The sequence below is a fragment of the Rhizobium sp. P1_B8 genome (genome assembly GCF_056406515.1).
Genome location: NZ_JBFTZZ010000023.1, coordinates 19,182 through 33,369, shown reverse-complemented (window position 1 = coordinate 33,369; position 14,188 = coordinate 19,182). Strand labels below are relative to the sequence as shown.

Here is a 14,188-nt window from a genome sequence, read left to right as displayed (position 1 = left end):
GCCCGGTTTCCCTAAACTCTGTGATGGCGCCTCAGTTCGTTTTCTCGGCCAGAACAGTCCTGCATCCGCGCTCGCGGTAACGAGCGAGAATGGCCGGATCGGCATCGTGCTCAACGACCAGGCATTCGCAATGCGCAACCGGCAGGATGCTATGGGGGGCAGCAGTGCCAAATTTCTCCGAGGTTGCAGCCACCAACACCCTTTTGCTCCTGGACGTCGCAAACCGCTTGAACTCCGCATCCTCGAAGCCGAACACCGTGATGCCGGCCTCGAGATCGACGCCGCAGGCGCCGAGAATGCAGAGATCTGGTGAAATCTGCTCCATATCCCGCAACGCCTTGGCGCCGAGCGCACCGCCCGTCTGTCGATCCACCATTCCGCCGATCAGGATGACGTTGACGGCCGGCTTGTCGATCAGCGCTGCGGCAATCGCCGGCGCATTCGTCGCAGCCGTCAGTGCAAGTTCGGCCGGCAATGCGTTGGCAATCGCCAGATTGGTGCTGCCAGCGTCGAAGAACACGGTCGAGCCGGCGGCAATCTGCTTTGCCGCAGCGCGCGCCAGCGCTTGTTTCCGGTCTGCGGCAAAGCCGATACGCTGCGTCAGGCTTCCATGCGCCGGCGAGACCGGCAATGCACCGCCATAGACCCGCTCGCAGAGCCCTGCCGCTGCCATCTCGCGTAGGTCCCGACGCACCGTATCCTCGGAGACCCCAAATTCGAGCGCAAGCTCCGTCGCCAGTACGCGGCCATTCAGCCGCAGCCTCTCGGAAATCACGCCTTGGCGCTCTCGCAACAGAAAATCCTGCATGTTCCTACCGAGTTCGTAGCTTACAAATTAAAAACGTGCATAAACGCTTATGATCATGCAGGCAATATGCACGGTTACACGTTTTCTGACGTTTGGAAATAAAGCTCCACTACCGGAAGGAATAAGCCCTATTGACCGGTCCGAGAGGCGGGAATATCGATTGGTCATTCCCGATTCCCGCCGGCATATCCGCCACCTGGTGCGTTCTCCCCGTGAAAAACTCCGTCAGCCTGGGCATCCTGCTCACGACCGTCGCCTATATGGCGTTCACCTTCCATGACGCGATCATCAAGATCCTGGCTTCCAGCATTCCCGTCTGGCAGATCCTGTTTTTCCGCAGTCTCACCATCCTCGTCGGTTGTCTTGCCTATGGCCGCGGCAAGCTCGTCCATCAGACGATGACATCGCCGATCATCAAGCCGATGATCGCCCGCAGTATCCTTCTGCTCTGCGCCTGGCTTTCCTATTATTCCGCCGCAAGCCGCCTGCAGCTTGCCGAAGTGACCACGCTTTATTACGCCGCCCCTGTCGTCGGCACCTTACTGGCTTGGCTTATCCTGAAGGAGAAAGTCACGCCGACACGTTGGCTGGCCGTCGGCGTCGGTTTCGTCGGCGTCCTTATCGCCTGCAATCCGATCGGCCTCACCATCTCCTGGCCGGTCTATCTGGCGCTGCAGGCGGCCGTGCTCTGGGCCTCTGCCATGGTGCTGCTGCGCAAGACCTCGCTGCACGAGAAGACCATTATCCAGCTCACCGTTTCCAACGTCTTTTTTCTTGCCATGACCGGCATTGCCGTGATCTGGACATGGCAGACCCCCGATATGACGCAGCTCGCGCTCCTCATTGCCACCGGCGTCGTTGCCGGCTGCGCGCAGTTCGCCCTTTTCGAAGGCATGCGTCAGGCGCCCGTCTCCGTGCTTGCGCCATTCGAATATACGTCTCTCGTCTGGGCCTTCCTCTTGGGTTATCTGATCTGGGCCGACATCCCCACGCCCAATGTGGTTGTCGGCGCAGCGATGATCCTCGGCGCCGGATTGATCATCATCGTCAGCGAAAAACTGCGCCGCCGCATCACCGCCTGATGACTGTTTCTGCAGGATTCACGGTTCGAGCGGCCGTTTGAGAAAAATATTTGCAGTTGCTGCTTTTATTCGCAGTTTTCTACGCTTCCGGCGCCATCATTTTCTGCCAACTATCCCCATCCGAAACACCTCCCAAGGATGGATGAACAATGAACTGGTTGAAAACCGTCGCCGCCGCCGCCCTCATTCAGGCTGCGGCCCTCCTGCCTGCCCATGCCGGTGAAAACCTCGCCGCCATCAAATCGGCCGGCGTCTTCAAGATCGGTACCGAAGGCACCTATGCGCCCTTCACCTATCATGACGAAAGCGGCAAGCTCGTCGGCTTCGACGTCGAGATCGGCGAAGCGATCGCCGCCAAGCTCGGCGTCAAAGCCGAGTTCGTCGAAGGCAAGTGGGACGGCCTGATCGCCGGCCTCGACGCCAAGCGCTACGACACCGTCATCAATCAGGTCGGCATCACCGAAACCCGCAAGCAGAAGTATGATTTCTCCGAGCCCTATATCGCCTCCAAGGCCGTGCTGATCGCCCGCGACGGCGACGACAGCATCAAATCCTTCGCCGATCTGAAGGGCAAGAAAGCCGCCCAGTCGCTGACCAGCAACTTCGGTAAGCTCGCAACCGAAGCCGGCGCCGAGCTCGTCGGCACCGATGGTTTCGATCAATCGATCCAGCTCGTATTGACCAAGCGCGCCGACGCCACGATCAACGACAGCCTCTCCTTCCTCGATTTCAAGAAGCACAAGCCGGACGCGCCGGTGAAGATCGTCGCCGAGCAGGAAAATGCCGATTACTCCGGCGTCATCATCCGCAAGAACGAACCGGAGCTTCTCGCCGAAATCAACAAGGCGCTTGCCGACATCAAGGCCGACGGCACCTATAAGAAGATCGCCGACAAGTATTTCGGCCAGGACGTTTCCAAGTAATTTGAACTGAAGAAAAGTCCCCTCCCCAACCCCTCCCCACAAGGGGGAGGGGCTTAGCCGGCGGACCGACTCATCTCCAAATAATCGCGTCGGCCTGCCGCTCGGTCGCTATTTCTTGCGAGGCGACACCTAGATAAGTCCCTCCCCCTTGTGGGGAGGGGTTGGGGAGGGGTATTTCGAGTATCACGACCCAACCGACGAGAGAGAACTCCCTTGGCGCACTGGCTCCAACTGATGGCGGAATCACTGCCCTCGCTCCTGTGGGCGGGGCTGATCTTCACCATTCCTCTGACCCTGCTATCCTTCGTCTTCGGCCTGGCCCTCGGGCTCGCCACCGCAATCGCCCGGCTCTTCGGGCCGATGCCGCTTTCGGCCATCGCGCGCTTCTATGTCTGGGTCATCCGCGGCACGCCGCTGCTCGTGCAGCTCTTCGTCATCTTCTACGGCCTGCCGAGCCTCGGCATCCTGCTCGATGCCTTTCCGGCCGCCCTCATCGGCTTCACGCTGAATATCGGTGCCTATAGCTCCGAGATCATCCGCGCGGTCATTTCCTCAGTACCGAAGGGCCAGTGGGAAGCCGCCTATTCGATCGGCATGAGCTGGCGCCAGGCGATGAGCCGCACCATCCTGCCGCAGGCAGCCCGCGTCGCAGTGCCGCCTTTGTCGAACACCTTCATCTCGCTGGTCAAGGATACCTCGCTTGCCGCCGCCATCACCGTGCCCGAGCTCTTCCAGGCGGCGCAGCGCATCGTCGCCACCACTTATGAGCCCTTGATCCTCTATATTGAGGCGGCGCTGATCTATCTCGTCCTGAGCTCCGTCCTCTCGCAGCTGCAGGTGCGGCTGGAACGCCGCTTCGCGCGTTATGGCGGCATGCTGGAGGCAAACGCATGATCGAGCTTTCCAATATCGAAAAGCGCTTCGGCGATGCGGTCATCCTCAAGGATATCAGTATCCGCATCCCCGAAGGCAGCGTCACCGCGCTGGTCGGGCCTTCGGGCGGCGGCAAGAGCACGCTTCTGCGCTGCATCAACCTGCTCGAAATTCCGACCGCCGGTTCCATCCGCCTCGGAGAGGAAAGGCTGGCCTTCGCACCGGGCAAACGAACAAGCTGGCCGGCGATCCAGAAGATCCGCCGCCAGACCGGCATGGTCTTCCAGAATTTCCAGCTCTTCCCGCATCAGACCGCGATCGAGAATGTCATGGAAGGCCTGGTAACCGTACTGAGATGGCCGAGGGAAAAGGCACGCGAGCGTGCGATGGAATTGCTGACCAAGGTCGGCATGACCCATAAGGCCGATGCCTGGCCTTCGACACTGTCGGGCGGCCAGCAGCAGCGCGTCGCGATCGCCCGCGCACTGGCGCCGTCGCCGCGCGTGCTTCTCTGTGACGAGCCGACATCCGCCCTCGATCCCGAGCTTTCGGCCGAAGTGGTCGATGTGCTGGGCCAACTTGCCAGCGAAGGCACGACGATGGTGATGGCGACCCACGATCTCCGGCTCGCCTCGAAGATCGCCAATGACGTGGTTTTCCTGGAAGCCGGGAGCGTCGTCGAAACGGGCAGCGCCAGAGCGATCTTCAGTGCACCGGAGCGCGAACGCACCAAACGTTTCATTTCGACGATCAACGCCGCCCATACTTACGATATCTGAGCCAATGCCGAGATGCGAACATCCCGGCATTGCTGGAACTCCAATCAGGAGGCCGTGACGACCGAGCGCGCCGCCTTCAGCGCATTGCCCCACCAGGTGAGCTGGTCGAGCTGGTTCTTCGCCGCTTCGTTGAGATGCGCGTAGTCGCTGAGGCTCTTGCCTTCCTTCAGGACGCCGAGATATTCGCCGAGCGCGATATGCACGCCCGTTTTCACCGACGCCGCACCCATTTCCACGAAGATCAGGCGAAGATGCTCGACCGCACGTGCGCCGCCGACGCCGCCGTAACCGACGAAACCGACCGGCTTCTGGATGAACTCGCCGAGGTCGATGGCGTTCTTCAGAACCGCCGTCGGAGCGTGATTGTACTCGGCAGCGGTGAAGATGAAGCCGTCGAATTCACGCAGCTTCTTTTTCCAGCGCTCTGCCGTTTCGCTTTCAGCGGTCGTCGCACGCTGCTCACCGAAAAAATGCATGGGGTAGTCGAGCAGGTCGAGAACCTCGACCTCGATGTCCTGGCGCTCGGCGGCGATAGCGGCAATCCACTTGGCCGGATGCTCGGCAAAACGGCCGATACGCGTGCTGCCGACGATGACGGCAATCTTCAATTTGCTCATGGAGATGATTTCCTGATGGGTCTTGGGGGCAGGTGGTAAGAGTGCAAGTCTATGAGAAAGCCTCCGCGCCGGGCAAGGCGCGAAGGCTGCGGACATTCGAAAAATCAACTTTTTGACAGGCCGATCGTACACAATCGAGTGAATGGAGTCGGCTCGCAAAGTCGGCTGATGGGCGTCTTTGCGAGGACGGCAGCCATTCAACCTGCGTAAACGACGAGCAGGTCCTTGGCGTCGATCTGGTCGCCGGCGCGCACCAGCACCTCGGAAATGGTGCCGTCCTTTTCCGCATGCAGCGCCGTTTCCATCTTCATCGCCTCGATCGAGACGAGCACGTCGCCGGCATTGACGGCCTGGCCGGGTGAGACGAAGACACGGCTGATGACACCCGGCATCGGCGCGCCGACATGAACGGCATTGCCCGGCTCCGCCTTACGGCGGACGGCCGCACCCGTCGCCCCATGCGCCCGGTCCGGCACCTTGATACGGCGCGGCTGGCCGTTGAGCTCGAAGAAGATGGTCACCATGCCCTGGCTGTCGGTGGCGCTCATCGCCTGATTGACGATGACGAGCGTCTTGCCGCGCTCGATATCGGCAAACAGTTCCTCGCCGTCCTTTAGACCGTAGAAATAGGCGGGTGTCGGCAGCACCGAGACCGGGCCGTAGGTATCGGAGGCGAGCGCGAAGTCGGTGAAGACCTTCGGATACATCAGGTAGGAAGCGAATTCGAAGTCGCTGATCTCGCGCTCCAGCTTCGTCTCGATGACTTTACGCTCCGCATCGAGATCGGCCTCCTTGAGCAGCGAGCCGGGACGCACGGTATAGGGCTTGTCGCCCTTCAGCGCCTTCTTCTGCAGCGCCTCGGGCCATCCTGAAGGCGGCTGACCGAGATCGCCCTTCAGCATCGAGACCACCGATTCCGGGAAGGAGACTTCCTTCTCGGGGCTGACGACGTCGGCAACCGTCAGGTCCTGGGACACCATCATCAGCGCCATGTCGCCGACGACCTTGGAAGACGGCGTCACCTTGACGATATCGCCGAACATCTGGTTGGCGTCGGCATAGGCCTGCGCCACCTGATGCCAGCGGGTTTCGAGGCCGAGCGAGCGGGCCTGTTCCTTGAGGTTGGTGAACTGGCCACCCGGCATTTCGTGCAGATAGACTTCGGATGCTGGTCCCTTCAGATCGCTTTCGAAGGCGGCATATTGGTTACGCGCCGCTTCCCAATAGAAGGAAATACGGCGGATCCATTCCGGATCGAGGCCCGGATCACGCTCCGTACCGCGCAACGCCTCGACGATCGAACCGAGACAGGGCTGCGAGGTATTGCCGGAAAGCGCATCCATGGCGGCATCGACGGCATCGACGCCGGCATCGACAGCGGCAAGGACGGTTGCGGCTGCAATGCCCGATGTATCATGCGTGTGGAAATGGATCGGCAGGCTGGTCGCCTCACGCAGCGCCTTGAACAGAACCTTCGCAGCCGCAGGCTTGAGGAGACCTGCCATATCCTTCAGCGCAATGATATGCGCGCCCGCCTTCTCGAGCTCGACCGCAAGGTCGGTATAATATTTCAGATCGTATTTCGGACGGGCCGAGTTCAGGATGTCGCCGGTGTAGCAGATCGCCGCCTCGCAGAGCTTGTTCTCCTCGGCAATGGCATCCATCGAGACACGCATGTTCTCGACCCAATTCAGACAATCGAACACGCGGAAGAGATCAATACCGCCCCTGGCCGCCTGGCGGACAAAATATTTGACGACATTGTCGGGATAATTGGTGTAGCCGACGCCGTTGGCGCCGCGCAACAGCATCTGCAGCAGAAGGTTCGGCGCGCCCTCGCGGATCAGCGCCAGGCGCTCCCACGGGTCCTCGGTCAGAAAGCGCATGGAGACGTCGAAGGTCGCGCCCCCCCAGCATTCGAGCGACAAAAGCCCTGGCAGCGCATGTGCATAGGTGCCGGCGATGCGGGCGATATCATAGGTGCGCATGCGGGTGGCGAGCAGCGACTGGTGGCCGTCGCGCATCGTCGTATCGGTCAAAAGCACGCGCTTCTCGTTACGCATCCATTCGCCGAACTTCTTCGGGCCGAGCGTGTCGAGGAGCTGCTTCGTGCCATCCTTGACCGTATTGCCATTGGCGTAGGGAACCACCGGCTCGGCAGCATTTTCCAACGGCTTCGGCCTGTCCTTGGCCTCGGGATGGCCATTGACGGTGACGTCGGCGAGATAGGTCAGGAGCTTCGTGGCGCGATCCTGGCGCTTCACCTGCTGGAAGAGCTCCGGCGTGGTGTCGATGAAGCGTGTCGTGTAGCTGTTATCCCGGAACTTCGGATGGCCGATGATCGCTTCGAGGAAGGTCAGGTTGGTGGCCACGCCGCGAATACGGAATTCGCGCAACGCACGATCCATGCGGGCGATCGCTTCGGACGGATTGGGCGCCCATGCCGTGACCTTGACGAGAAGGGGATCATAAAAACGGGTGATGATGGCGCCCGAATAGGAGGTGCCGCCATCGAGGCGGATGCCGAAACCGGATGCCGAGCGATAGGCGGTGATGCGGCCGTAATCCGGAATGAAATTATGCTCCGGATCCTCCGTGGTGATGCGGCACTGCAGCGCATGGCCGTTGAGGCGGATATCCTCCTGGCGCGGCACGCCCGATTCCGCGGTGCCGATCGCAAAGCCGTCGAGGATGTGGATCTGCGCCTTGACGATGTCGATGCCGGTGACGACTTCGGTCACCGTATGCTCGACCTGGATGCGGGGATTGACTTCGATGAAATAGAATTTCCCGGTATCGGCATCCATCAGATATTCGACAGTACCGGCGCCGATATAATTGGTCGCGGCGGCGATCTTCAGCGAGTAGGCGGCGAGTTCCTGGCGCTGCGCCTCCGAGAGATAGGGTGCCGGCGCGCGCTCGACGACTTTCTGGTTGCGGCGCTGGATCGAGCAGTCACGCTCGAAGAGATGCACGACATTGCCGTGCGTATCGCCGAGAACCTGGCTTTCGACATGACGGGCGCGCTCGACGAGCTTTTCCAGATAGACCTCGTCCTTGCCGAATGCGGCCATCGCCTCGCGTTTGGCTTCCGTCACCTCGCGAGCAAGATCCTTTGGATCGCGGATCGCGCGCATGCCGCGCCCGCCGCCACCCCAGGAAGCCTTCAGCATGACGGGGTAGCCGATTTCTTCCGCCATCTTCGCCACTTCGGCCATGTCCTCGGGCAGAGGTCCGGTGGCCGGGACTACAGGGACGCCGACCGAAATCGCCAGGTTGCGCGCCGCGACCTTGTTGCCGAGCTGGCGCATCGTATCGGCCTTCGGGCCGATGAAGATGATGCCGGCCTTGTTGCAGGCATCGACAAATTCGGGGCTTTCCGACAGCAGGCCATAGCCGGGATGGATGGCATCGGCGCCGGAGAGTTTCGCGACGCGGATCACCTCCTCGATCGACAGATAACTCTCGATCGGACCCATGTCCTTGGAAAGATGCGGGCCGCGACCGACCTGGTAGCTCTCGTCCGCCTTGAAGCGGTGCAGCGCCAGCTTGTCCTCTTCCGCCCAGATCGCCACGGTTTTTATTCCAAGCTCGTTGGCCGCGCGGAACACGCGAATGGCAATTTCGGAGCGATTGGCAACGAGAATCTTGGAAATGGGCAAAACGGTCTCCTCAGACGTTCAGGCGCGGGCAATGCTGCACCCGCGAAGAAAATTCTTAACTTCTTGTTACAGAAAGTTCAATTTCTCTTGCGACTGCGAAATGCAATTTCTCGCCATGCTGGAGCAACTCCAGGAAAAGTGCGAAGCGGTTTTCCGTCTGGAGTTGCGTAAAAGTAAAAACCAGAGCGTTTCGCTTCGATGAGATGTAGAATTGCTCTAACTTATCAGGCCGTGGCGGAAGGCAAGCGCCACCGCCTGCTGCCTGTTTTTCGCCTTCAGTTTATCCTGCAGACCGTTCATATACCAATCGACCGTGTGGTTTGAGATCTTCAGCATCTTGCTGATCTCCATCGAAGTCATGCCTTCGGCGAGATAATGCAGGATTTCCATCTCTCGCCGCGTCAGCGGCGTGTCTGCCGGCAGGACGGTTTCCAGCGCCGGCGCCTCGCCTTTCAGATCGAGCAACCGCCAGAAGGCCTTGCGCGCCACCGCCTCCAACAATGCGATCTCCACCGGCGACAACTCGATCGGCTTGCCGGCGAGACTGAGGCTGGCGAGAGTACCGTTGCGTCCGTGGATCGGAAAGATGTAGCCGTCCTCCAGTCCGTGGCCGAAGGCATCGACCATCATCTGCTCCATGCGGCGCTGATGCGCATCCTTGTGGAAGGCCGCCATCGCCTCCCGCCAGCGGAAAGGCCGCTGCGCGTGGCCGAGATAGCGCACCATCGGATCGATCAGAGCATATTTTTTCGCGGCATATATCCGCGGCCAATGCTCCGGCCAGCGGCCGGCCAGCGCCGCAGCCCAGGACTCTGGATTCTGCTGCACCGGTTTCTGTGGCAAATGACGCAGCAGGCCGTAATATTCGAAACCGCAACCGTGGAGGATCTGCTCCAGCTCGGTGACGACAGCTTCAGGATTTGAGCATTCTTCCAGAATTACAAGCAATTGAATTAACGAATCAATATTCACAAAAATGCCCCTTGCCCGGACCTGTTGCCCGCATGAGGCCGTCGGCGGCTGGTCAAACTGGTCGCGAAACGGTCTTCTTTAATAAATGCAGTCTGTAATTTAATGCTGTGCTAAACATTTAATAAAATGCAAGCGCAAATTGTTGCGAGATATGGCCAGGCGGCAATTTCGGCGTCATGGCCACTCGTCGCATCCTGCGATAATACGATCGCGGCAATCATCACACGATCGAACCCTGACTACTCCGTTAATCGCCCGTTCAGGTAGGCTTTTGTAGCATCGCATCATCCCGTTTTCGCAGATGCACAAGAGGTTCGACGTGACGCTATTCAAGGTCTATGCAAGAGCTCTGCGCTATCTTGGCGCCTACAAGCTGCGCGTATCCCTGGTCGTTGTCGCAAACATTGTTCTTGCGACGATCACCATCGCGGAGCCGATCCTGTTCGGTCGCATTATCGATGCGATTTCGGGCAAGGGTGAGGTCAAGCCCATCCTCTTCATGTGGGCGACTTTCGCCGTCTTCAACACCATTGCCTTCGTCCTGGTGGCCCGCGAGGCCGACAGACTGGCCCATGGCCGGCGAGCGACGCTGTTGACGGAAGCCTTCGGCCGCATCATTTCCATGCCGCTCGGCTGGCACCATCAGCGCGGCACCTCCAACGCGCTGCATACATTGCTGCGCGCCTGCGAGACGCTATTCGGCCTCTGGCTGGAATTCATGCGCAACCATCTGTCGACGGTCATCGCGCTTGCCCTTCTGATACCGACCGCAATGTCGATGGACCTGCGCCTTTCCGCCGTACTCATGGTGCTCGCCATCGCCTACTGGCTGATCGGCCGCGTCGTCATGAGCCGCACCAAGGACGGCCAGGCTTCGGTCGAGAACCATTATCACACCGTCTTCTCGCATGTCAGCGACTCGATCAGCAACGTTTCTGTCCTGCACAGCTATAACCGCATCGAGGCCGAAACCAGGGCGCTGAAATCCTTCGCTGACCGTCTGCTCGAAGCGCAGTATCCGGTGCTCGACTGGTGGGCGATCGCCAGTGCACTGAACCGTATGGCGTCGACCATCGCGATGATGGTGGTCCTGATCATTGGCACCATGCTCGTCCAGGCCGGCCAGCTGCGCGTCGGCGACGTCATCGCCTTTATCGGCTTCGCCAACCTGTTGATCGGCCGCCTCGACCTGATGCGCCAGTTCGCTACGCAGATTTTCGAGGCCCGTTCCAAGCTCGAGGAATTCTATGCGCTGGAAGACTCGGTGCGTGAACGTGAAGAGCCGGCCGGCAACGGCGAAATCAAGGACGTCAGGGGTTCGATCGAATTCCGCGACGTCTCCTTCGGCTTCGGCAACAGCTCGCAGGGCCTGCATAACGTCTCCTTCTCGGTGAAGGCAGGCCAGACGGTTGCGATCGTCGGCCCGACCGGCGCCGGCAAGACGACGCTCGTCAACCTGCTGCAGCGTGTCTATGATGCCCAGGGCGGCAAGATTCTCATCGACGGCACCGATATTACCAAGGTGACCCGCAAGTCGCTGCGTCGCCACATCGCCACCGTCTTCCAGGATGCGGGCCTGCTGAACCGTTCGATCAGCGACAATATCCGCCTTGGTCGCGAAGGCGCCAGCGAAGAGGAAATGCGCCGTGCGGCCGAAGCCGCCGCCGCCGCCGACTTCATCGAGACCCGTGAGGAGCGCTACGATACGCATGTCGGTGAACGCGGCAACAAGCTCTCCGGCGGCGAGCGCCAGCGTATCGCGATTGCCCGCGCCATTCTGAAGGACGCGCCAATCCTGGTGCTCGACGAGGCGACCTCGGCGCTCGACGTCGAAACCGAAGCCCGCGTCAAGGCCGCAATCGACAACCTGCGCCAGAACCGCACCACCTTCATCATCGCCCACCGCCTGTCGACGGTCCGCGAAGCCGATATGGTGCTCTTCCTGGATGACGGCCGTGTCGTCGAACAGGGCAGCTTCGACGAACTCAGCCACAGCAACGGCCGCTTCGCCGCCCTGCTGCGCGCCAGCGGCATCCTGACGGACGAAGAAGTCCGCAAGGCCCATACCACCGAAGCCGCCTGATCGGTTCGGGTTTCAAGATAAAGGCCGGAAGGGTAACTCCTTCCGGCCTTTTTGTTTGCTCTGGGACCTGGCAGGCTTTTCTGTTCAGATTGAAGTATTCTGTTGGTCCAAAAGGAGCCGGATGATTGAGCGGCCGACGCCCGTCGCCGACGGCGGCAAAGGTCCAGAGATCCTGCGGCCGGCGGGCGATCTTGCGAGCCCCCAGACCGGATGCTCGTCACAGATATCAAGCAACCGTATGTTCGAGATCGGCTCCCGTGCGCCATGGGCTGGCATGCGGCCGGCGGGAGCAGTCCTCCACCGGCTCGCCCGCCCGCAGGCGCCGCAGCCAGACGTAGCCGGTCTGTCGGCTGATGCAGTGGCGCTGGCAAAGCTCAGATACGTTCTCCCCCTCAAGCTCTGCCAGCCGGCAGAATTCCAAATATTCGTCCGCAATCGACCTCGGCCGCTAGAGCCTTTCCTGGTCAGATTGAAGCATTCTGCCGGAGCAGATTTCGTCAGGGCAGAGGCGATTGGCGATGGGCATACCCCTTGGTACGTCCGAGCCGATCGCCTCTGATCCTGGCGGAAAGATGCCCGGCCCTTCGGGTTGGCTCAAACGGAGTCGGAATGCTTTAATCTAACCCGGAAAGGATCTAACCTCCGCCAGTCGAAGAGCAACGGGGAGCGAAGCCATGAAGGTCCTGCGCATCGTCGCCAATATTCAGGCACCGGATATCACTCTGGCCCGGCGCTTCTATCAGGATATCCTCGGTCTCGACGTCATCATGGATCACGGCTGGATCACGACGTTCGGCGCTCCGCGCTCGATGAACGTTCAGCTCAGCATCGCCAGCGAAGGCGGTTCCGGAACGGAGGTGCCCGCCCTCTCCATCGAGGTCGACGACCTCGATGCTGCTTTCGCGGCGATGTCGGCCTCAGGCTTCCCGATCGAGTACGGCCCGGCCGACGAGCCTTGGGGCGTCAGGCGCTTCTATGTGCGCGATCCCTTCGGCAAGCTGGTGAATATCCTCGTTCATAAAAATTGAGCCGGCGACCATCGGCCGCCGGCTCCTTCATGTCGGGCAAATCCGAGCTCTATTTCCGATCGTTCTGGCGATAGGCATTTGCCGTTCTGCCAATGCGGACAGGAACGGGGATGGTGGCGGTATCGGCGACAAGTTTCCCCTTGAGCCTGCCCTGCTGGCGCTTGCGTTCGAGATAATAGGCATAGGCGAATTGTGTCGCGACCCCAGCGATCACGAAGAGCGGACCGATCAGTTGGTCCTTGTTGGTGATGTAGAGCACCACCTGACCGATCATGGCGAGGATCGTGCCGGCAACGAAGATGTTCAGCGAGTGGCGGCCGAGGATCGTCAACGGATGGTCCGCAGGACGGCGCAGGATACGCGACAGTGCCGGGATGCTGATAACGAGATAGGTCAGCGCCAGCACATGCAGCAGCCGCGGCAGCGACAGGAAGGTCTTGTCGAAACCGGTGATGACAGGCGGCAGGCCAAGTGCTGCCAGCGAGTTGCCGAAAATCCAGAGATGGCCGGTCACCCAGATGAAGGACAGCATGACGTAACCGGCAGCAACCGTCAGCAGCAGCGGATGCTGCGGGATCGTGCCGCCGCGCTTGATATGCAGCATCGAGACGATGCCGATCGTAAACAGGAACTGCCAGGAGAGCGGATTGAGGAACCAATAGCCCTCGATCAGCATGTTGTGCGGCGCCACTTCGTAGATGCCCGCAAGCAGCCAGACCGTGCCCGAGACACCGAGCGCCAGCCAAGGGCTTCGCGCATTCAAGAGCAGGATGACCGGCACCATCAGCATCAGCGCCCCGTACATCGGCAGGATATTATTGTAGCCGATCTGGTGGCCGAGCAGCAGCAGCGCTGGAATGCCTTCCTTCAGGTTCATCAAAACCGCCAGGATATTGATCTCGACCAGCAACCCCGGCCTATGAAACAGCCACGCACCGCAGAGAAAGAGCGCCAGCGTCATGAAGGTGGTGATCATATGGGCGAGATAGAGCGTGAAGGCGCGCTTTGCCGACTTGATCGCCACCGTGAGCCGGTTGCCCGGCTGGAAGCGGCCCCCATAGGCAAGGCCGACGGCAATGCCGGAGATCAGCACGAAGGCCTCGGCGGCATCGGAGAAACCGAAATTCTTCGTCGTCACATATTCGAAAATCTGTCCGGGAACATGATTGATGAAGATCATGATCAGGGCCACGCCACGCAAGACGTCGAGCCTCGTGTCACGCACTGACGCAGCTGCGGATAGGGAACTGCGCCCCGTGACGATGGCTTGGGTCGGCGTGCTTGCCATTGGTCTCTCCTTATTATCCGATTTGCAAACGCGACGACGGCCAAAAGGGTTCCCTTTTGGCCGTCGCGAATCG

Annotated in this window: 12 protein-coding genes; 6 read left to right on the top strand and 6 right to left on the bottom strand. The window is 60.4% G+C overall.

What is annotated here, in order from left to right:
* Nucleotides 1-31: 31 nt before the first annotated feature.
* On the bottom strand, nucleotides 32-808 hold the full coding sequence (locus tag AC1D2N_RS24745) for a DeoR/GlpR family DNA-binding transcription regulator (protein ID WP_027682417.1): 777 nt from the start codon (nucleotides 806-808) through the stop codon (nucleotides 32-34).
* Nucleotides 809-939: 131 nt separating this feature from the next.
* On the opposite strand from AC1D2N_RS24745, the gene AC1D2N_RS24740 reads away from it, so the two are divergent.
* From AC1D2N_RS24740 to AC1D2N_RS24725, 4 genes are all read left to right on the top strand, one after another.
* The gene (locus tag AC1D2N_RS24740) at nucleotides 940-1,890 is read left to right on the top strand and encodes a DMT family transporter (protein ID WP_197728272.1); all 951 of its coding nucleotides are present in this window, start codon (nucleotides 940-942) and stop codon (nucleotides 1,888-1,890) included.
* Nucleotides 1,891-2,039: 149 nt separating this feature from the next.
* Nucleotides 2,040-2,813, top strand: a complete 774-nt coding sequence (locus AC1D2N_RS24735; protein ID WP_017995516.1) for an amino acid ABC transporter substrate-binding protein — start codon at nucleotides 2,040-2,042, stop codon at nucleotides 2,811-2,813.
* A gap of 213 nt (nucleotides 2,814-3,026) precedes the next feature.
* Nucleotides 3,027-3,707 carry an amino acid ABC transporter permease gene (locus AC1D2N_RS24730; RefSeq protein ID WP_018244073.1) on the top strand — a complete coding sequence of 227 codons (681 nt, stop codon included), beginning with the start codon at nucleotides 3,027-3,029 and terminating at the stop codon, nucleotides 3,705-3,707.
* Nucleotides 3,704-4,465 (top strand): amino acid ABC transporter ATP-binding protein, encoded by a 762-nt coding sequence (locus AC1D2N_RS24725; RefSeq protein ID WP_018244074.1) that lies wholly within the window; start codon nucleotides 3,704-3,706, stop codon nucleotides 4,463-4,465. Before AC1D2N_RS24730 ends, AC1D2N_RS24725 begins: the two co-directional genes overlap by 4 nt.
* 44 nt (nucleotides 4,466-4,509) lie before the next feature.
* Here AC1D2N_RS24725 and AC1D2N_RS24720 read toward each other — a convergent pair whose 3' ends face one another.
* The 3 genes from AC1D2N_RS24720 to AC1D2N_RS24710 form a co-directional block, all read right to left on the bottom strand.
* The gene (locus AC1D2N_RS24720) at nucleotides 4,510-5,082 is read right to left on the bottom strand and encodes an NADPH-dependent FMN reductase (RefSeq protein ID WP_130653291.1); all 573 of its coding nucleotides are present in this window, start codon (nucleotides 5,080-5,082) and stop codon (nucleotides 4,510-4,512) included.
* A gap of 197 nt (nucleotides 5,083-5,279) precedes the next feature.
* Nucleotides 5,280-8,744 (bottom strand): pyruvate carboxylase, encoded by a 3,465-nt coding sequence (pyc, locus tag AC1D2N_RS24715; RefSeq protein WP_018244076.1) that lies wholly within the window; start codon nucleotides 8,742-8,744, stop codon nucleotides 5,280-5,282.
* Nucleotides 8,745-8,960: 216 nt separating this feature from the next.
* Nucleotides 8,961-9,716 carry a helix-turn-helix transcriptional regulator gene (locus AC1D2N_RS24710; protein WP_047620222.1) on the bottom strand — a complete coding sequence of 252 codons (756 nt, stop codon included), beginning with the start codon at nucleotides 9,714-9,716 and terminating at the stop codon, nucleotides 8,961-8,963.
* A 319-nt stretch (nucleotides 9,717-10,035) separates the two neighbouring features.
* On the opposite strand from AC1D2N_RS24710, the gene AC1D2N_RS24705 reads away from it, so the two are divergent.
* Nucleotides 10,036-11,799 carry a glucan ABC transporter ATP-binding protein/ permease gene (locus AC1D2N_RS24705; RefSeq protein ID WP_130653292.1) on the top strand — a complete coding sequence of 588 codons (1,764 nt, stop codon included), beginning with the start codon at nucleotides 10,036-10,038 and terminating at the stop codon, nucleotides 11,797-11,799.
* Nucleotides 11,800-12,025: 226 nt separating this feature from the next.
* Here the strand turns inward: AC1D2N_RS24705 and AC1D2N_RS24700 are convergent, their stop codons facing one another.
* Entirely contained in the window at nucleotides 12,026-12,220 is a 195-nt protein-coding gene (locus AC1D2N_RS24700) for a helix-turn-helix domain-containing protein (RefSeq protein WP_157213745.1), read from the bottom strand.
* A gap of 253 nt (nucleotides 12,221-12,473) precedes the next feature.
* Here AC1D2N_RS24700 and AC1D2N_RS24695 point away from each other — a divergent pair, with 253 nt between their 5' ends.
* Nucleotides 12,474-12,827, top strand: a complete 354-nt coding sequence (locus AC1D2N_RS24695) for a VOC family protein (RefSeq protein ID WP_026230974.1) — start codon at nucleotides 12,474-12,476, stop codon at nucleotides 12,825-12,827.
* Nucleotides 12,828-12,876: 49 nt separating this feature from the next.
* Here AC1D2N_RS24695 and AC1D2N_RS24690 read toward each other — a convergent pair whose 3' ends face one another.
* Entirely contained in the window at nucleotides 12,877-14,115 is a 1,239-nt protein-coding gene (locus AC1D2N_RS24690; protein WP_047620221.1) for an OpgC family protein, read from the bottom strand.
* Between the last annotated feature and the right edge of the window lie 73 nt (nucleotides 14,116-14,188).